This is a genomic window from Psychrobacter sp. 4Bb (assembly GCF_002836735.1).
In the GTDB taxonomy this organism is placed as follows: domain Bacteria; phylum Pseudomonadota; class Gammaproteobacteria; order Pseudomonadales; family Moraxellaceae; genus Psychrobacter.
On sequence record NZ_PJAS01000069.1, the window covers coordinates 23,499 to 42,186 of the forward strand.

General features: G+C 42.4%; 17 protein-coding genes. 8 read left to right on the top strand and 9 right to left on the bottom strand.

The genetic code is table 11. From position 1 onward, the window contains the following. Positions 1 to 98 precede the first annotated feature (98 nt). Together CXF60_RS09570 and cmoA are read right to left on the bottom strand one after the other, a co-directional pair. Complete coding sequence (locus tag CXF60_RS09570; protein ID WP_102091756.1) at positions 99 to 662, bottom strand: hypothetical protein; 564 nt, start codon at positions 660 to 662, stop codon at positions 99 to 101. 31 nt (positions 663 to 693) lie between these two features. Then, the gene (gene cmoA / locus CXF60_RS09575; RefSeq protein WP_102091757.1) at positions 694 to 1,479 is read right to left on the bottom strand and encodes a carboxy-S-adenosyl-L-methionine synthase CmoA; all 786 of its coding nucleotides are present in this window, start codon (positions 1,477 to 1,479) and stop codon (positions 694 to 696) included. A 259-nt stretch (positions 1,480 to 1,738) separates the two neighbouring features. On the opposite strand from cmoA, the gene msrA reads away from it, so the two are divergent. From msrA to CXF60_RS09595, 4 genes are all read left to right on the top strand, one after another. After that, positions 1,739 to 2,260 (top strand): peptide-methionine (S)-S-oxide reductase MsrA, encoded by a 522-nt coding sequence (gene msrA, locus CXF60_RS09580; protein WP_057761837.1) that lies wholly within the window; start codon positions 1,739 to 1,741, stop codon positions 2,258 to 2,260. A 178-nt stretch (positions 2,261 to 2,438) separates the two neighbouring features. Continuing rightward, complete coding sequence (gene tmpT / locus CXF60_RS09585) at positions 2,439 to 3,131, top strand: thiopurine S-methyltransferase (protein ID WP_102091758.1); 693 nt, start codon at positions 2,439 to 2,441, stop codon at positions 3,129 to 3,131. Between the two features lie 52 nt (positions 3,132 to 3,183). After that, positions 3,184 to 3,897: a DUF1499 domain-containing protein gene (locus CXF60_RS09590; protein WP_102091759.1), complete on the top strand. Its 714-nt coding sequence runs from the start codon at positions 3,184 to 3,186 to the stop codon at positions 3,895 to 3,897. Between the two features lie 225 nt (positions 3,898 to 4,122). Further along, positions 4,123 to 5,583, top strand: coding sequence for a lytic murein transglycosylase (locus CXF60_RS09595; protein ID WP_102091760.1), 1,461 nt, complete (start codon positions 4,123 to 4,125; stop codon positions 5,581 to 5,583). 117 nt (positions 5,584 to 5,700) lie between these two features. Here the strand turns inward: CXF60_RS09595 and CXF60_RS09600 are convergent, their stop codons facing one another. The 4 genes from CXF60_RS09600 to CXF60_RS09615 form a co-directional block, all read right to left on the bottom strand. Continuing rightward, positions 5,701 to 6,000 carry a hypothetical protein gene (locus CXF60_RS09600; protein ID WP_102091761.1) on the bottom strand — a complete coding sequence of 100 codons (300 nt, stop codon included), beginning with the start codon at positions 5,998 to 6,000 and terminating at the stop codon, positions 5,701 to 5,703. A 236-nt stretch (positions 6,001 to 6,236) separates the two neighbouring features. Then, a complete protein-coding gene (locus CXF60_RS09605) occupies positions 6,237 to 7,244 on the bottom strand; it encodes a DUF4062 domain-containing protein (RefSeq protein ID WP_102091762.1) in 1,008 nt (335 codons plus the stop codon). A 165-nt stretch (positions 7,245 to 7,409) separates the two neighbouring features. Continuing rightward, complete coding sequence (gene murI / locus CXF60_RS09610) at positions 7,410 to 8,300, bottom strand: glutamate racemase (protein ID WP_228707097.1); 891 nt, start codon at positions 8,298 to 8,300, stop codon at positions 7,410 to 7,412. A gap of 265 nt (positions 8,301 to 8,565) precedes the next feature. After that, entirely contained in the window at positions 8,566 to 9,285 is a 720-nt protein-coding gene (locus tag CXF60_RS09615) for a DUF1285 domain-containing protein (protein WP_102091764.1), read from the bottom strand. A gap of 478 nt (positions 9,286 to 9,763) precedes the next feature. Between CXF60_RS09615 and CXF60_RS09620 the strand changes: the two genes are divergently transcribed. Next, on the top strand, positions 9,764 to 11,401 hold the full coding sequence (locus tag CXF60_RS09620) for an electron transfer flavoprotein-ubiquinone oxidoreductase (RefSeq protein ID WP_102091769.1): 1,638 nt from the start codon (positions 9,764 to 9,766) through the stop codon (positions 11,399 to 11,401). 136 nt (positions 11,402 to 11,537) lie between these two features. Here CXF60_RS09620 and CXF60_RS09625 read toward each other — a convergent pair whose 3' ends face one another. Further along, the gene (locus CXF60_RS09625) at positions 11,538 to 13,034 is read right to left on the bottom strand and encodes an alanine/glycine:cation symporter family protein (protein WP_102091765.1); all 1,497 of its coding nucleotides are present in this window, start codon (positions 13,032 to 13,034) and stop codon (positions 11,538 to 11,540) included. Positions 13,035 to 13,808: 774 nt separating this feature from the next. Here CXF60_RS09625 and CXF60_RS09630 point away from each other — a divergent pair. The 3 genes from CXF60_RS09630 to CXF60_RS09640 all read left to right on the top strand — a co-directional run bounded on the left by CXF60_RS09630 (position 13,809) and on the right by CXF60_RS09640 (position 16,652). After that, positions 13,809 to 14,069 carry a DUF4212 domain-containing protein gene (locus CXF60_RS09630; RefSeq protein ID WP_101205298.1) on the top strand — a complete coding sequence of 87 codons (261 nt, stop codon included), beginning with the start codon at positions 13,809 to 13,811 and terminating at the stop codon, positions 14,067 to 14,069. 4 nt (positions 14,070 to 14,073) lie between these two features. Further along, positions 14,074 to 15,942, top strand: a complete 1,869-nt coding sequence (locus tag CXF60_RS09635; RefSeq protein WP_101205297.1) for a sodium:solute symporter family protein — start codon at positions 14,074 to 14,076, stop codon at positions 15,940 to 15,942. Between the two features lie 161 nt (positions 15,943 to 16,103). Further along, positions 16,104 to 16,652 (top strand): hypothetical protein, encoded by a 549-nt coding sequence (locus CXF60_RS09640; protein WP_102091766.1) that lies wholly within the window; start codon positions 16,104 to 16,106, stop codon positions 16,650 to 16,652. Positions 16,653 to 16,715: 63 nt separating this feature from the next. On the opposite strand, the gene CXF60_RS09645 is transcribed toward CXF60_RS09640, so the two are convergent. Both CXF60_RS09645 and CXF60_RS09650 read right to left on the bottom strand, forming a co-directional pair. Next, a complete protein-coding gene (locus CXF60_RS09645; RefSeq protein WP_102091767.1) occupies positions 16,716 to 17,321 on the bottom strand; it encodes a rhomboid family intramembrane serine protease in 606 nt (201 codons plus the stop codon). 40 nt (positions 17,322 to 17,361) lie between these two features. Then, positions 17,362 to 18,414, bottom strand: coding sequence for a 5'-nucleotidase (locus CXF60_RS09650; RefSeq protein WP_102091768.1), 1,053 nt, complete (start codon positions 18,412 to 18,414; stop codon positions 17,362 to 17,364). Between the last annotated feature and the right edge of the window lie 274 nt (positions 18,415 to 18,688).

The following is an 18,688-nucleotide window of genomic DNA, read 5'->3' on the forward strand; positions in this document are numbered from 1 at the left end:
CAGGTTACCGTATTGATTAATATTCAAATGAATAAAATTAAAAGGGTTAAAATAAAGAAAGATAAGTTTTAATATGTAAACTCTTTGAAATTCGTGAACTACGCATTTCCTTGCAGAATTTCCGTTTCACTACGAAGATCGTCGTATTCAAAAACACCATAACCATTGTCCTGACTTTTGAAAACAACTTTGCCTTCTTCTAACCAGTTCCGTACATTTTTAGCATCATCAATAATCTCGGGATACAACTTATCTAAGATAGTATCTATATTATGGTTAGATTCCGAAGTTTCGTAGTCTACTAGGCAGAACCCGTATATAATTCCTAGCTTGCCGAGAAAACCATAACCCTTACAATATAACTCATACATCACCCAAATCGCATTACTACAATTTCCATCTCTATCAATAATTGAGTTTAAGTACCCTTTTATGCGATCAGCTTCAAATTTATAAAAATGGACGTATTGCGCAAAACTATCATAAAAACGGTAATAAAAATTATCTTCAGAACTATAATTAAATGAAATCAGTTCAAGATACAAATCAGGGTTACTAGACTCTAATACATCATCTTCATATAACCATTGCTCAAATGATTGTACGCTCATTTTTTTTATTAACACTTGATGAATATTTTGTTCAACTATAGACGGAATCATATGAACACCTTGTTCGCTCCCAAAGTAAATCCTATTTAAACGCCACAATAGAGACAAAATTCAAAAACTGAAACCACGTCAGATGACGCGCAAAACCAACCTGATCTAACCGTGCATGATGCTCATCTAACGTGTCAGTAATGAGGACATTTTCTAACGCATTACGCTTGCCACTGATTTCCATCTCGGTGTAGCCATTGGCACGTTTAAAGTCGTAATAACGCTCTACCAACCACGCATCATACTGCTCATCAAACGCATGGGTTTTTTCAGTCAGTATCAATATGCCGCCTTCACTTAATGCCGCATAAATCTTCTCTAATACCGCGACCCTATCGGCAGCTGGCAAAAATTGTAACGTCAAGTTCAAAATCACCATATCGCACGGCTCAAGCTCAATATCGCGGATATCTGCTGTGATCACTTCGATATCGTGCTCAGGATAATTCTCACTCAGTAGCGTGGTCGCCTCGGTCGTCATCGCGGGCGAAATATCAATTGCTTTAATCTGTAAGTCTTGTGGGTCGAACTCACCCGCTAGCGTCATACTGGCGGCACCCAATGAACAGCCCAAGTCATAAACACGACTAACGCGTTGACCACTATCGCTCTGCTGGCGATACTTACAATGACGACGGGCAAATATGGGTAGCATCGCTAGTACCTGTCCATAACCGGGTACACTGCGGCGAATCATGTCAGGAAAACAAGCCACCACTTGCTCATCAAATGAAAAGCGTGCGGCCTTATCCAGTGGCGTGGTAAACGGTTTATCAAATAAGGTGTCATGTTTGATAGTAGGCTGGGATTGGCTCATGGGGCGACTCGTTTTTTAGAATAGAACTGAAATTAAGAATTACTTGGTGAATTTTGCTTGTCATTATCAGTTGATAAAGAAGTAAGATAGCAAAAGCCCATTATAACATTACTGTTTGTTACTTATCGCCTTTGGCTTGCCTGCTAAGCTGAATAAATAGTGCCAAGGGTAATGAGACGTTTGAAAGAAGCATTGAAAAACGAGAGCATCACTACCAAATATAGCGCTTAACCCATATTTATAATAATAGGAAAAAATTATGCAAACGATCGTATTAGGTGGCGGCTGCTTCTGGTGCACCGAGTCTGTATTTTTATCGGTAAAAGGTGTGCAATCTGTCGTCTCAGGCTACATGGGCGGCGATGCTGTCTCTGCCAATTATGAAGCTGTCTGTAGCGGTACAACTGGCCATGTCGAAGTCATCAAAGTCGAATTTGATGAGTCTATCGTTCCGTTAGAGGTAATACTCGATGTCTTCTTTGCCACGCATGATCCCACCACGATGGATCGTCAAGGCAATGACGTCGGTAGTCAGTATCGCAGCGTGGTCTTTTACACCGAAGACAGTCAAAAACCGACCGTTGACCGTACTATTAACAAATTACGTGATATGGGTGTCAACGTGGTGACGGAAGTACATCCTGCCGTTGAATTCTATCAAGCAGAAGACTCACATCAAGATTTCTTCAACAGAAACCCAGGACAGGCTTACTGCAACTTTGCAATTCCACCAAAGCTAGCTAAGCTGCGCAAAGAATTTAGCAAATATATGGTTAGTTAAATGATGGTTAGCTAAATTGAATAAGACATTGTTTATTCAAAATTGTTCTTAGCCTGATGTTAGATACCAGCCAAACACTTATACTATAGGTGTTTGGCTTTTTATTAGTTATTCCTTTGATATATCAGATAAAGATTAGAACCGTATATATAGAAACTTGCAGATAGAGGATTGCAGCATGAACCCTGAGTTTTGGCAAAAACGTTGGCAAGAAGGTCGCATTGGATTCAATCAATCTATGGTCAATCCATTATTGATTGAGTACTTTAACCGCCTCAATTTAACTGCGGGTAGCCGAATTTTCGTTCCGCTTTGTGGTAAATCTATCGATATAGTTTGGCTAGCGACGCAAGGCTATGACGTGGTGGGCGTTGAATTGGTCGAAACAGCCGTACAAGCATTTTTTGCTGAGCAAAACATTGAACCTGCTGTCTATCAACAGGCAGACAACCCAATGATTAAATACTATCAGGGCCAATTATCGGAACAAACCATCACTTTATGGGTCGCTGATATCTTTGCACTGACCGCTAAAGATATTGGTTCCATTAATGCAGTATATGATAAAGCGGCATTAATCGCCCTGCCAGCCGATATGCGTGTGAGATATAGTGAGGAAGTGCGGAAACTTAGTAGCGATACCAGTAAAGTTGATGGTGCTAACAATAAAATAACACCGCAGCTTTTACTCACGCTAAATTACGATCAGCGTAAAAAGAATGGACCACCTTTCTCTATTAATGCCGACCAACTAGAGCAGTATTATAGCGCTCACTACCAAATCTATGAGCTAGCAAGCGTGCCTTCTTCTATAGGTTCTGCACCTGATATCACCGTCACAGAACACGTTTGGCTATTGAGCAGTAAATGAACCAAACTCATGTAACTTTTAAAAAGCTGCTAAATCGCAACGGAGAAAATGAATGAAAATGATAGTCGGTCTAATGAGTGTAACTGCTATTCTGCTGGTTGCTCTGGCAGGCCCATTGTATAAGTTTGGCGTTGTAGAGTTAGGCACTGCATTTACGGGGTTTAAATTTGGGTTATTTGCTGGTATCGCAGCATTGGTATTGTTAGCTATTCAGCTATTATTTAAACGCAATACAGCCAGTATTGGGAGCGCACTAGCCTCAGCCGTACTTGCTCTCGCTGCAATCGCTGTCCCGCTCGGCATGATGAATACGGCTAAAAATGTACCGCCTATTCACGATATTTCTACCGATCTGGTGAATCCGCCTGAGTTTGTCGCGATTGCGCCACTACGTGCAGATGCACCGAATCCATTAGCGTATGCAGGTGCAGAAGTAGCTGAACAACAACGTACCGCCTATCCTGATTTGCAGACATTGACCTATGCTCAATCAAAGTCTGAACTGATCAAAGCAGCCCAACAAGCCATGGAAAATTTAGGGTGGGAGCTTGTAAATACTGATGTCGACGAGGGTATCGTTGAAGCAACAGAGACGACTGCTTGGTTTGGCTTTAAAGATGATGTGATCATTCGTGTGACTGACAACGATAGCGAGCGCTTATTTGATGTTCGTAGTAAGTCACGAATTGGACAGAGTGATTTGGGCAAAAATGCGGCGCGTATTCATACATTGGTTGATGAGTTGGATAACGTATTGAACAAATAGGTAAGTTATCAATTACGGCACAAAATACTTTCTCAAAATGATACTGGCATTTCTGCTTAGTAGAATAATGAAACCCTCTTCTAATCTCACGGCAGCGTCAATTTATCGTAACCATTTATAACCTTGGTACTGCGACAGCTTTTCTTTACTGTTTAGATTGGTTACTCTACGTTAATATCATTTTTTGCCTTTCGATAACTATTTTAACGTTTATAGGATATTTTCATGCGTTTGACTCCTTTTTCTACTTTGTCGCTGCTTAGTGTTGCTGTCGGCATCAGCCTTGCTACCACTGCTCAAGCTGCTCAGCCGCCAGCACCTGACTTATCCAATAGCGAGTTTCAGCAGTGCTTGGACAATCTAAAAAACTCTAGCAAGTTTAGCGGTGTTGATGGCTATACCTTTAATAACTATCGCCCAAGCCAGCCTGATCCTAGTGTCATTCAGTCACTGAATTATCAACCAGAGTTTCAAAAAGACGTCTGGGACTATTTATCAGCATTGGTAGACAAAGAACGTGTCGAGGACGGTATCCGAGCCAAGCGTCAATGGGGCTCTACACTACGTCAAATCGAATCGCTTTATGGCGTAAAAGCTGAGCACGTGCTCGGTGTTTGGGGCGTAGAATCTAACTTTGGTCAAACACTAGGTAAAAAACCATTATTTGAGTCTTTAGCGACCTTATCTTGTTTTGACCGTCGTCAGAGCTACTTTCAAGGTGAGTACGCCAATGCGCTAAAAATCGTGCAAAACGGTGATATCGCACCAAATGATATGACAGGATCATGGGCAGGCGCTTTTGGACAGACACAGTTTATGCCGAGTACTTTCTTAGAATTGGCAGTAGATTTCGATGGTGATGGACGTCGTGATTTGGTCAATAGCGTACCTGATGCACTCGCTTCTACCGCAAACTTCTTGGACAATCGCGGCTATCGTACTGGTGAGCCTTGGGGCTATGAAGTCAAACTACCTGATGGATTTTGGGCCGCTTCGAATCGTAAAGACAAAAAGTCAATAAGCCACTGGCGCGACCAAGGTCTGACATTGGCTAATGGCAGTCCGTTACCGTATGACTTGAGCAGTGCAGGCTTATTGTTACCCGCTGGTATGGAAGGCCCTGCTTTCTTGGTGGGTAAAAACTTCGATACTTTCTACTCTTATAACGCCTCAGAAAACTACGCACTGGCTATCGCACACTTATCAGATCTAATCACTCGCGAAGACAGCAGCAAAACAGACTTTATCACTGCGTGGCCGACAGACGATCCTGGTATCAGCCGCCAGCAGGTCAAAGACATTCAGCAAGCGTTGTTAAACGCAGGTTATGATATCGGCGGTGTAGATGGCATCATCGGAGACAATACTCGTACTGCTATCCAGCAATACCAGACTAGTCGCGGTATTTTCCCAGCTGACGGACGCGCAGGTCAAAAATTCTATCGCGCCATCGTTGGTAATGCAGCACCGAGTCAAACTCAATACGGCCAGCCTGCAAACAGCCAACCCCTGAATCCTGCACCCGCCGATCGCATGGGACAATTAATTCAGCAGCAAACGACTGCTCCTAGTAGCTACTCATCTCAGCCATCAGTGAGCTCCTCAACTTCTGGCAATACACGTTATCGCCGCGTTACTGACGCCGATGGCACTATCAAGCTTGTTCGTATAGACCAAGGTTCATAGTAGTAAGATAAGTGATGCTATTTAAATGCATCAAAAAAGCCACGCTAACGATAGCGTGGCTTTTTTATTTATAGATAATTATTAATAGAACTTATCTAATTTTCTCGAAATACGTATCTAGACGATAGGTGGTGGCTTAGGCTGACCATTGTCACCATTCCAATTTTCGCGAGCTTTGTCGTCTAAATCGGCAGCCGTTTTTGGCTCCCACTTACCGTTTTCTTTCCAAGTCGCATCGCCCCAATCTTCATCTTCGGCTTTACTGTCTAAATCTTTGTAGGCCTTGCTAGGATCTATACCGCGACGTTTCATATCTGCTACTTGCTCTTCTAACGTATGAAACTGATCAGCATCATGCATAGACTTTTCTAGACCATCGATCTCTCTTAATAACTCATCATTTTTAGCGTTACTCATTGTGTGCTCTCCTTAATCGGTCAATATTGTAGTACGTTCTATGCATTTTTAATTTTAATACAATTTTTTGTCTAAATAAGATCAGTATCTGATGGTTCTTATTATCACGAGTCTTGAGCGGATTCACAACTATTGCCGCGTATGCTTTGTATTACAAAACGTAGTCATGGTCACCGTAAGCATTTCTGCAGAGAATTTTTGATGATATTAAAGGGTGGCAGTCATGAGGGTTGATCTTATTCAGACGTTTGAGAATTCTCATTTTCTAATAGGTTTTTTGCATAAAACGTGAGCTTCCAAAGCTCTTGTGACAAACGCGTACCGTAGGTCGTCAATTGTATCCAGTTTGCGCTTACCAGCTGACGCTGTAAGTGATTGAGATCATCTTGAGAGATTTGGCAGCGTGAGACAGCATGAACGTTTGGCATGTCACTTTTGATATCTATCTCAGCTTTTGGTGCGATCAGGCGATTAATAGCATTTTGTAGCCCATAGCTCGAAAATGTAGACGGTATTTTCACTAAAGCCGCTAATATTTCTTGCCAAGATAGCGTTATGCTTCTAGTGACATCTTTTAAGTTCCCACCTTCATAAGCTTGAGCACTGTACTGAATATCGAAAGTCTCTGTCAACATGATCGGCTTGCTAACATTGTCAGCCCCAAAATCCTCATCAACAGAACTTTCTTTCTTGGTATTCATACTTTTATTCTTAGATAAGAGATCCGCAAACCTTTCAGCGACCGTTTGATTACTAAACTTAATCATCTCCTCGGTCGCTCTCATCCAGCCACCTGTCACTTTATGACTGGCTATTGCGTTGTAATAGGCTTGTACGAGTAACGCTTCGATATCATCCTCTGTGTCGTAATAATATATTTGATTGTCTTGCTTAGACACTAGTTTGACAAGCTCTTGTAATTGGCGACTGATGCCAGCCTCTTGATAGTGATTTTTAACTAAGATCAGTAGCGGCTTGAGTTTGGCTTTAGCATTCAGATAACTTAAATGCATTTGACTAACGCCTGTCTTTTGTACTGTCCCATAGCTGTCTCCAATAATCATCAACGCATAATCACAAGAATCGATGCATTGTCGACCATATAGCGAGGCTTTTGGCAGCTTGCTAGACACGTCATAAGTCAAAAACGCCCGTGCTTGAAAAAATATCGCTACGCTGTCCAACACCAATAATTGATCGTTGTCAGCACATATAACATGAATATGATAGCGGCGATGTGGCACGATTACCTCTGAGCTTAGGTTGCGGCATAAAAGGGCATAAGATGAAATAGAGCACAAATATCTTGTTTGGCGTAGCTTTGATTAGTCTTACAAAAATACATTTGATCTATTTTAATAAAATCCATGCTGTAGACAAGGTATTGGTGTAAATAACTTTACTAATAATTACTCAGGATAGTATTGCAATACCGTCTCTTTACCAAGTAAACGCTCAATCAAAGCGCTTAGTCTATCACTATATTTGGTAGCATGGAAAGTTAATGGCAGTCTAATACCAACATTTGTCTTATTAATCGCACTCAAATCCTGAGTACTTGTCTCGTTATCAAGAGTGGCTGACATCTGATTTGCGACCAATAGCTGCTTGACTCGCTCAGCGATTGCTTGCCCAGAGTCAACCACCTGTATCGATAACTGCTGCTGTGCAATTTCGTCTAATAAAAACGATTTAAAAAATGGATAATGTGTACAGCCGAGCACTAGCTGGTCAATACCTTCATTAGCAAATGCCCGTAGCTGTTGGCGTAGACGCTGAGCTGTCTCATCTTCAACTGGCATGCCAGCCTCTACCCAAGGCACCAGTTGTGGATCAAAATACTTGGTAACCACTGTGCTATTAGGATTGGCAAAACTGGCAATGACATCATTGAGTAATGACCCATTTAAAGTGGCTTTGGTAGCCAATACCGCCACATGTCCACTTTTACTTGCCAGTACGGCGGGCTTTAAAGCAGGTACCAAGCCCACGATAGGTAATTGCGGATAACATTTTCTTGCTGTGTCCAAAGCATAAGCTGATGCGCTATTGCACGCGATAACAATGAGCTTGCAGCCCTGTTGGTATAACCATTCCACTGCTTTTAAAGTCAGCGCTTCGATATCTTCACTATCACGATTGCCATAAGGAACATTTAAGGTATCAGCGTAATATATATAGCTCTCATTAGGTAGTTGCTGGGCTAAATGCAAATAGATCGACAAGCCGCCAACGCCGGAGTCAAACAACCCAATGGGAGCACTGCGAGCGGTATTACTCGCGGCCGTATCGATAGCCATCGAATGGATACTTGCTTTATGAATGGCAGGGTTTTTGAAAGCGTTACCATCCAAAAAATTTGCTCGCATTGTCGTCACTTTCATCATGTGATTTGCAGTAATAGCCATCTCTACGCTACCGCCATTTTTGTATACATATTATCTTCATGCCGCTTATGTCTCTTATTATCCCAATAAATATCTTATAGCTTAGCCGTATCGTGGCATCATTTAATAACCCAGCAGCTCATATTATAACAATCAATAGCATACTATTTATTGTTACTTAATTGACCGGCATCGATAATGAATAGGACTCACTGCCGCTTTGTAACGTCAGTATTGTCTCACCATTATGCTCTGTTAGCTCACCAATCTCTGTCAGATGATAAAAGGTATTGCGCCCAATCAGCGCCATCAAGCCATTTCTGATAAGCATATAAGGGCGTACTTGTGCTTCAGTTGCTGTGTCTAGGGCCTGCTCAGTACTGACAGCGTCATTTACCGTATCATCGCTTTGAGGATTATACGCTTTTAATATAATAGGATGCTCATTATCCAAGCGTACCACATCACCGGTCGTCGTCGTGAACTCTAACCAGCTCATGTCATCTTCCTGCACGATACCAACATCGTTAATCAACAGTGGTGCATCTTCTACTTGAATACGGATTTTTTGTACTGGGGTTTTCAAAAAGTATTCGATAACACCATTATTTTCTTCTTTCCACAAAATAGTCGCAAATAAACTGACAAGTGACTCTCTGGTCATTTGCCCACCCTCATGCCACCACTCCCCATTTGCTTTGATAATTAAGTCCATATCAGCGATATCTTCAGGATGCCACTTTTCAAGTGGCGGTATTGCGCGTCCTTCACGTACCCCAGCTGTAGACTTAAGATAGTGACTTAGTGCATCCATATTATTCAAACCAGAACCCTTACCCACTGGAGCTTCTACGTTATTTTCACGACTGCTATCAGCATGATTATTGTCATTATTCATCGTTCAATCCTTTATTTAGTATTCAAAGTTTGGCAAATCTATTATTACTATAAATTTTTGTTTCAGGTATGATGAAACTTTATCGCCCAAATACCTTCATTGCCTTGATATAACCTTAACACCGTTGCTCATAAATGCGTATCGTGTTTGTAGGACTTTTCTTTTATAATGAGTAACGATTTTTTATTGAAATGGTCAAGTGGGTTTTGTATTGATGACACATTTTTATCGGGCAGCCATATGTCTGAGTGACGTTAGCACCGCAAGTCTATTATTCAGTTGTTAAGCTAATGATGCCCTGAGATAAGCCACTAAAAGTTTAGGAGTAGGTATGCAAGAGCAAGACAATCAAACGCCAGTTATTGATAGTAATACTGTGAACGCTGACGCACCAGTAGCAACAGAGACCGCAACGCTAGATAAAGCAGAACCAGTGGTAGAGCCTGTGGCAGCAGAACCTGAGATCGAACGTGAATCAATGGAATTTGATGTCATTATTGTGGGCGGCGGACCTGCAGGTCTCTCTGCTGCTATTCGCCTGCGCCAGCTCGCTATTGAAGCCGGTAACGATGAGTTTATGGTGTGTGTGGTCGAAAAAGGCTCTGAGTTTGGTGCCCATACGTTGTCTGGCGCTGTCATCGAGCCACGTGCACTCAATGAGCTGATTCCAGATTGGAAAGAAAAAGGCGCGCCACTCAACGTACCAGCGACGGAAGATCGTTTTTACTATCTAAATTCTGCTACTCGCTCAACCAAAGTACCTCATTCGTTGATTCCGGGGCCTATGCATAATGATGGCAACTATATTGTCTCATTGGGTAATGTCGTTCGTTGGTTGGCTGTGCAGGCAGAAGAGCTTGAAGTCATGATGTTCCCAGGTTTCCCTGCCGATGACATCTTATATAACGATGACGGTTCGGTAAGAGGTGTGTTAACGGGTGATATGGGTGTGGCTGCTAATGGCGAAGCCAAGCCTAGCTTTGAGCCTGGTTACGAGCTGCTTGCCAAATACACTATTTTTGCCGAAGGTAGCCGTGGTCATTTGGGTAAGCGCTTAATCAGCCGTTTTGATCTAGATAAAGACTCTGATCCTCAGCATTATGGTATCGGTCTAAAAGAGCTGTGGGAAGTTGAGCCTGACAAGCATGAGCAAGGCGTTGTCATGCATGGTCTTGGCTGGCCGTTGACCGAAACTGGCTCAACTGGTGGTTGGTGGTTATATTTTGATGAAAACAACCAAGTAAGCTTTGGTCTTGTGGCCGATTTGTCTTACCATAACCCTTATGTCTCTCCATTTGATGAGATGCAACGTTTGAAGACGCATCCTGTCATCAAGAGCGTCCTAGAAGGCGGTAAGCGTATTTCTTACGGCGCACGTGCTTTGACCAAAGGTGGTCTAAACTCACTACCGAAGTTTACCTTCCCAGGTGGCGTATTGGTCGGTGATGATGCTGGATTTTTGAACCCAGCAAAAATCAAAGGCACACATACCTCGATGAAGTCAGGTATGCTCGCCGCCGAAGCGATCTTTGAGGCACTACAAGCTGAGCGTCAGCATGACGAAGTCGTTGCTTATACCACCATGTACAAAGAATCATGGTTATATCAAGACAATTACGAGTCGCGCAACTTCTCACCTGCGATCCACCGTATGGGTCTGTTTATGGGCGGTGCTTTCACCTTTATCGAGCACAACTTGCTAAAAGGTAAAATGCCATTCACCTTGCATGACAATATCCCAGATTACGATCAGTTAGAGCGTGCTAACCATGCTTATCAACCAACCTATCTCAAGCCTGATGGTAAGTTGGTATTTGATAAATTGTCGTCAGTATTTATCTCTAATACCAACCATGCAGAAGATCAGCCAACGCATCTAAAACTCACTGACCCAACGGTACCTATCTCTATCAACTTACCGTTGTATGCTGAGCCTGCGCGTCTATACTGCCCAGCGGGTGTATACGAAGTGGTCCAAGACGCTGAAGGCGCTAAGTTTGTCATCAATGCGCAGAACTGCGTGCATTGTAAGACCTGTGATATTAAAGACCCTTCACAGAACATCACTTGGGTAACGCCAGAAGGTGGCGGTGGTCCTAACTACCCAAACATGTAAATCAGGATAATTCTGATTTAATTTGGTACAGTTAATATCATTAAAACTGTGCTCCAATAAAAACCGCCTTTCTCTTAAGAAGAGAAAGGCGGTTTTTTAATGCTTAGAACAAGCTATTTTTACCAATTAATGCTGCTTAATCTGTCCAAGCATCACGGTTGGCTTCATCTCTGAGTTTCACAAAGTTATCAGGATCAAACTTAATCTGATCACCTGTTTTACCCTCTTTTACCTGACGCTCATAGTCACGTAGTATTCTTAGCGCTACAGGAGACAAGAGCAAGATGGCCACTAAGTTGACCAAAGCCATCAGACCCATAGACAAGTCAGCGAAGTTCCATATGGCAGGTAAACTTGCAACAGAGCCGATAAATACCATACCTAATACTAGGAAGCGGAAAATCATGATCATCACTTTGGCATTTTTGGCACCAGAGATAAATTCAAGATTTGACTCACCGTAGCTATAGTTAGCAATGATAGATGTAAATGAGAAGAAGAAAATCGCAATCGCCACGAACACCACACCTAGGTCACCCACATACTGTGATAAGGCTAGCTGGGTTAACTGAATACCTTCTTGCTCGACATTAGGGTCGACCACGCCAGACAAGATAATGATCGACGCCGTCGCGGTACAAATGATAAGGGTATCCATAAATACGCCTAGCATCTGCATAAAACCTTGCACTGCTGGATGATCAGGATGACTCTTTGCCGTTGCTGCAGCATTCGGCGCTGAACCCATACCTGCTTCGTTAGAAAACAAGCCACGTTTGATACCGTTAATCATTGCCTGCGCAATACCATAACCGATGACACCGCCTGCTGCCTGCTCAAAGCCAAATGCTGATTTTACAATCAACGCGATCGCTGCTGGGAATTGACTGAAATTAGTCACGATAATGAATAGCGCTAGCAAGATGTACAAGATAGCCATCACTGGTACGATTTTACCTGCGATACGAGCTACTGAGCGTAAACCACCGAATACCACTGGCGCTACCAGTACTACCAATACCAAACCTGTCATCCACGTTGGCACACCAAAGGCTTCGTTGGTCGCTTGAGCGATGGTATTGGATTGTACGCCATTAAATGCCAAACCAAAGGCCACTAACAAACATAATGAGAAAAACACGGCAAGCCAGCGCTTGCCTAGACCTTTTTCGATGTAATAAGCAGGGCCACCGCGGTACACATTATCGTTGTGCGGTACTTTATATGCCTGTGCTAAGGTTGACTCGATAAAGCTGGTCGACATACCGACCAGTGCCGTCATCCACATCCAGAATACAGCACCTGGTCCACCCAAATAGATGGCAATTGCCACACCTGCCAAGTTACCAGTACCAACACGCGCGGCCAGCGACGTCATCAATGCTTCAAATGAGCTAATACCACCATCTTTGCGTCCTTGGTTGGACACGCGTAGCAACTTCCACATATGACCAAAATGACGAAACTGAATAAAACGTGTCACGACGGTGAAGTAAAGACCCGCACCAATTAGTAAGAACATCAGTAGTCCATACCAAGGGTTACTAGCAATTAGCCAGTCATTGTTACCCCAGATAATACCGACACCATAATTTACGATGTTATTAAACCAACCTATTATCCCTTCGTTCATATGGGCTCCTTATTCATTCTTTATATGTGTTACTTAAGTTTTATATCGATATCATATTTTGGTTACCATGGACTATATAAGCCTCTGTGCAAAATACCTGATACCAAAAAGACACGTGCATGATATAGATATTGAGCGACATGCGACCATCACGTTTACTTATCGACTTTATATAATTATTTTTAAAATAAATAATGCTTATGTTTCATCTTATATAGAATAGATTAAGTGATAATTTAATCGCACAAATTACACGGTAGCAGTACCGTTTCCGTAACGTTAGGTTTTTCATTGAAGGCTAAGCAAACTAATTTTTAGTAATTTAATTATTATTCATGCGCAGTAGTTTGCAATTATATTTATTAAACCGTGCTAATATGAATTCCATATCTGTTTAGACTGTTTTATGGTTATCAAAGCTATCAAGCAGTACAAGCAACTATCAAGCAGCACAATAGGTTAGCGTGTTAAAAAGATTAAAACTCTTGTCAGGAAGACGAGATTGTTAAAAAGACACTGGATAGTCCACCCTTCTGTCTTCCTCAAGAAACGTTATTTTTGCCATTCGATGGTTTAAGTCAATACGATGCTTAAATAGTTAACTACTTTTATTTGAAGTAGAGAATTACCGAGCATTAAACGTACTATCACGCATCATCGTTTTCACTATATAAAGCAGTACCTGACTATTTTTTATACTTTTCGTGGTAAGAAATAATCGCAGTTCTTTTTATATGGTTGATATTTTTTAGGTAAGACAAAAGGAGTTGTCCTATGGAAAACCACAACGATCCATCTGGATATTGGCGCGCCAATATTCGTCTCATTCTCGGCAGCTTGGTTGTTTGGGCGCTATGCTCATATGGCTTTGGTATCTTGTTTCGTCCATTGTTAGCTGGTATCAAAATCGGTGGTACTGATCTGGGCTTTTGGTTTGCTCAGCAAGGATCCATTGGTATATTTATCATCCTAATTTTCTTTTACGCTTGGCGTATGAATAAGTTAGACAAACAATATGGCGTAGACGAGGAATAGCCCCATGAGTCAATTTGTAATTAATCTTATTTTTGTGGGTCTATCCTTCGCTCTCTATTTCGGTATCGCGATTTGGGCTCGTGCTGGTTCAACCAGTGAATTTTATGTTGCTGGTGGTGGTGTCCATCCGGTCGTTAACGGTATGGCAACAGCTGCTGACTGGATGAGTGCGGCGTCATTTATCTCAATGGCAGGTCTTATTGCTGCTAGTGGTTATGGCGCTTCTACCTATTTGATGGGTTGGACTGGCGGTTACGTTCTGCTAGCGATGCTTTTAGCGCCTTATTTACGTAAGTTCGGTAAGTTCACGGTTCCTGATTTTATCGGCGATCGTTTTTACTCAAAAACGGCTGCTATGATTGCTGTGGTCTGTTTGATTACCGCATCGACCACTTACGTTATCGGTCAGATGACCGGTGCTGGTGTTGCATTCTCGCGCTTCTTAGAAGTTGAGAGTAGTACTGGTCTTATCATTGCGGCTATTGTTGTCTTCTTCTATGCCGTACTTGGTGGTATGAAAGGGATTACCTATACGCAGGTTGCACAGTATGTGGTTCTGATGATTGCCTATACTATTCCTGCTGTCTTTATTTCACTTGAGTTGACCGGTAACCCGATTCCAGGCCTTGGTTTGTTTTCAAACCATGTCGAGTCAGGTGTCCCTATTTTGACTAAGCTTAACCAAGTTGTGACTGACTTAGGATTTGCCTCTTATACGGCTGATGTTCCTAACAAGCTAAACATGGTGCTATTTACCTTGACGCTAATGATCGGTACAGCAGGTCTACCACACGTTATCATTCGTTTTTTCACTGTACCTAAAGTGGCTGATGCACGTTGGACAGCAGGTTGGACACTGGTATTTATCTCGCTACTATACTTTACTGCTCCAGCAGTAGGTGCTATGGCTCGTCTAAACCTAATTGACACCGTTTACCCACAAGGGGTTGCAGAAGCGCCTCTAGAATATGATCAACGTCCAGACTGGATGATGACATGGGAAGAAACAGGTCTTATCAAGTATAACGATCTAAACAATGATGGTCGTATTCAGTTGTACAGTGATAGTGGGTTAGGTGCTGCTCAGATCGCCCTCAATACTGCTCAAACTGACGGTGGCGATGTTGCTGCAGCAACTGCAGCGGTAGAAACCGCTCGTATTGCACATGATGCAGAGCTTGATGGTCGTTTTGCTAACGCTGGATGGGCAGGTAACGAGCTTGATGTTAACGCTGATATCTTAGTTCTAGCGAATCCAGAAATTGCACAGCTTCCACCATGGGTTATTGGTCTGATTGCTGCAGGTGGTTTGGCAGCAGCACTATCAACCGCTGCAGGCCTACTGCTCGCAATTTCATCAGCCATCAGTCATGACTTGATCAAACGTAACTTAAACCCAAATATCACTGATAAACAAGAGCTAAAATATGCTCGTATCACTATGGGTGTGGCGATTGTAGTAGCAACTTACTTAGGTATGAATCCGCCAGGGTTTGCCGCACAGGTCGTAGCACTGGCCTTCGGTATTGCTGCCTCTTCATTGTTCCCTGTGTTAATGATGGGTATTTTCTCTAAACGCATCAACAATCTTGGCGCTATTGCAGGTATGTTGACTGGTTTAATAGTCGTTCTTGTCTATATCTTTATGTTCAAAGGTTGGTTCTTCATCAGTGGTACAGCGAACTTCCCTGATACTGAAGAGTACTGGTTATTTGGTATCTCACCACTATCATTTGGTGCAGTTGGTGCATTGCTTAACTTCATCGTAGCATTCGCTGTATCTTATGCTACTGCGCCACCACCAGCACATATTCAAGAGCTGGTTGAGAGCGTACGTTCTCCACGTGGCGCTGGCGGTGCGGTCGACCACTAAGCTCACAACTGAGGATATATCTTCTGTTACTATATATCACTCACAGGCAGTAGCTGCTTGTGGGTGATTTTTTTATCCTATAGCTATAATAACTAAATTTTAGATTTTTACTTTATCTAAGAGGTTCAATTAGACACATCTAACGCATTAAGGAATATTTTATGCTTTTTGAGTTTATCGCTACCATCGCTGCCGCATTTGGTATGGCTGGACTAGCACTTATCATAACTCACCTCAGCAAACTGGCAGGCAAACGTGCACCTAAATGGCTGATTCCCTTATTTGCTGCTATTGGGATGTTTGCATTCCAGATAAACCAGGAATACAGCTGGTATGGTCAACAAGTGCGAGATCTGCCAGAAGGCGTAGAAGTTGTCAAAACAGCAGAAAGCAAGGAATGGTTCCGCCCATGGTCTTATGCTAAACCACAAATATTACGTTTTATCGCTGCTGATACTGGAAATGCTAGTGTGCAAGTAGACAACCCAAATATATATTTATTCAATTTATATTTATTTGAAAGACGAAGAAGTGTAGAGAAAGTTCCACAAGTTATCGATTGCAGTGTTCCTGCGCGTGCAGACTACGTAATACCAGAAAAAGGTAGCACGCTGACGGTTGATGAACATGTTAAACAGACCACTGCATGGCGAGAGCTGACTACAGATGATCCTTTATTTATCAAAATCTGTACTGATGAAATCGTCTGATCCTATAACGCTTAGTACGGTTATGATTATGCTGGTTCATTAAATACTGACATCCAGTTGCTTTTAATAGCGTTGAGAAGCGGCTGAATAAGTATGCTTTGAATTAGCTCCTAGGAGTAGCCCAGCGCACAAGCCACCAAAATGTGCCGCAAATGAGATACCTTGTTGCGGCATCAATCCTTGCTTAATGGTCAGCCAATAGCCAGTTCCCATAACAATACAAGCAATCAGATAACCCCAGCGCCGCGCAAATATAGCCCCGCCTATCATATAACCTAACATTGCAAAACAAAGTCCTGATGCGCCAATATGAATAGAAGATGGCGACCCTATAACCCAAGTGACCAGTCCCGAGGCAACCACCAGTTTAATCACCGTGCTATAAGCATTCTTCTCAAACAGTCCAAACAAAAACAAAATCTGTAATAGCGTCACCGTATTGCCAGTCAAATGTGACAAATTGCCATGCATGGTCCATGAAGCAAACACCCCTATCATACTACCCACATCTAAAGCACGCGGTACGATGCCAAAGATATTCCATATACCAAATAAGACCACTTCATTTAGAAAAAACATGCCCCACATCGGTATAAGTACAAAAGCATACAGTCCAATGACTTGCTTTATTCGTACGACAATCAAGTTGAGCAACTGCTGCCAATTCATATACCATCCTATCCTTATTACCTAGATTTTTTATGCCTACTTAATGATTTACAGCAAATAGTGGGTGCACAGCAGGTTTGAACGACAACAGTGATGCATCTTCATCCGCAGTGAGATAGTTATCACCATGCAATAATGACGTCGAACGATAAGGAACCAAGGCCGTAGGAATAAAGCGACGTGCTGCATCGATATGCTTGATGGAATCATCAAAGAAGATATGTGGCGCAAATGTTCTGAGTACTGCTGTTTTCTCTAGTCCTCCCAGAAAAAACGCCATATCAACATTCACGCCCCACTCTCGTAGTGTCTTGATAGCACGCAAGTCAGCTGGTGCATTACGCGCGGTCACAAGCGCAATTTTTATTGGCGAGTATTTTAGACCAGCAGGTAGACGCTCTTGCAGATTTGACAATTTAATCAACAATTCAGCATAAGGGCCTTTTTCAATCGGCAAATCACGCATTTGTACTTCACGATCATGAAAAGCTCGCAGCCCTTTTTGTTTGTATAGCAATTCACCTGAATCATCAAAAAGCACCGCATCCCCATCAAAGGCAATACGCAGCTGCTCAGTATCCAGCTCATAAGTATTCACAGGCGTAGCGTCTAGTATGGCACAGGCACAGATATTGGCATCCGCCACTTGCTGGGCATCGTCGCGATTGGTGGTCAAGAATAGGTCAACGTTAAAGTCTTTGATATAAGGCGCAACAGGGCTACCTGAAACAAAAGCAGAACGGGAGATATTGATATCATGTTCTAGAATTGCATTAAGTACCTGAATACCAGTGTCTGGACTACTTTTTGAGACGATAACGACTTCGACCAAGGGTGTTTCAATGTCTGAATCCTGCCCATCGCTATTATCAGAATACTTATTTAGGTTTAGTAACGCTTTAATTAGCGGATAACCTGCACCAATACTTAAAGGATCATTTTCACGCTCGGTCATGTACTCCCTAAACTCTTTTATAGCACTTGTAGGTCGTTGCTCTAGCAGCTCTAGCAAATAGTTTTCTGACTCCGTCAAATCGAAAAGTGCCGTTGCAGAAATTGCGACGATAAGCGTATTACTAAAATCGACAGCCATGACTATCTCTACTTATAAAGTTATATAGGAAAATGAATGAAAACCAGTTTACTACATTCATAAGCCTTTATAACACTAAGAAAAGTTATCATCATGCAGCGTCACAGACTGTAAGTTTGTAAGATGTCCTTCTCTTAACTCTTAGTCAAAGAATCAGCCAATAAAAAAGCCACACTGCTGTATTAGCAATATGGCTTCATACAATAACGTTACACATGAAGGTTTAGGTTAAACCTACCCCAACAGCACAAGAGAGATGGCAGGGAACATCACC

Coding starts and splice junctions, on each gene's coding strand:
- CXF60_RS09570 (WP_102091756.1), bottom strand. CDS start 662: ATGATTCCGTCTATAGTTGAACAAAATATTCATCAAGTGTTAATAAAA.
- cmoA (WP_102091757.1), bottom strand. CDS start 1,479: ATGAGCCAATCCCAGCCTACTATCAAACATGACACCTTATTTGATAAA.
- msrA (WP_057761837.1), top strand. CDS start 1,739: ATGCAAACGATCGTATTAGGTGGCGGCTGCTTCTGGTGCACCGAGTCT.
- tmpT (WP_102091758.1), top strand. CDS start 2,439: ATGAACCCTGAGTTTTGGCAAAAACGTTGGCAAGAAGGTCGCATTGGA.
- CXF60_RS09590 (WP_102091759.1), top strand. CDS start 3,184: ATGAAAATGATAGTCGGTCTAATGAGTGTAACTGCTATTCTGCTGGTT.
- CXF60_RS09595 (WP_102091760.1), top strand. CDS start 4,123: ATGCGTTTGACTCCTTTTTCTACTTTGTCGCTGCTTAGTGTTGCTGTC.
- CXF60_RS09600 (WP_102091761.1), bottom strand. CDS start 6,000: ATGAGTAACGCTAAAAATGATGAGTTATTAAGAGAGATCGATGGTCTA.
- murI (WP_228707097.1), bottom strand. CDS start 8,300: ATGGCTATCGATACGGCCGCGAGTAATACCGCTCGCAGTGCTCCCATT.
- CXF60_RS09615 (WP_102091764.1), bottom strand. CDS start 9,285: ATGAATAATGACAATAATCATGCTGATAGCAGTCGTGAAAATAACGTA.
- CXF60_RS09620 (WP_102091769.1), top strand. CDS start 9,764: ATGGAATTTGATGTCATTATTGTGGGCGGCGGACCTGCAGGTCTCTCT.
- CXF60_RS09625 (WP_102091765.1), bottom strand. CDS start 13,034: ATGAACGAAGGGATAATAGGTTGGTTTAATAACATCGTAAATTATGGT.
- CXF60_RS09630 (WP_101205298.1), top strand. CDS start 13,809: ATGGAAAACCACAACGATCCATCTGGATATTGGCGCGCCAATATTCGT.
- CXF60_RS09635 (WP_101205297.1), top strand. CDS start 14,074: ATGAGTCAATTTGTAATTAATCTTATTTTTGTGGGTCTATCCTTCGCT.
- CXF60_RS09640 (WP_102091766.1), top strand. CDS start 16,104: ATGCTTTTTGAGTTTATCGCTACCATCGCTGCCGCATTTGGTATGGCT.
- CXF60_RS09645 (WP_102091767.1), bottom strand. CDS start 17,321: ATGAATTGGCAGCAGTTGCTCAACTTGATTGTCGTACGAATAAAGCAA.
- CXF60_RS09650 (WP_102091768.1), bottom strand. CDS start 18,414: ATGGCTGTCGATTTTAGTAATACGCTTATCGTCGCAATTTCTGCAACG.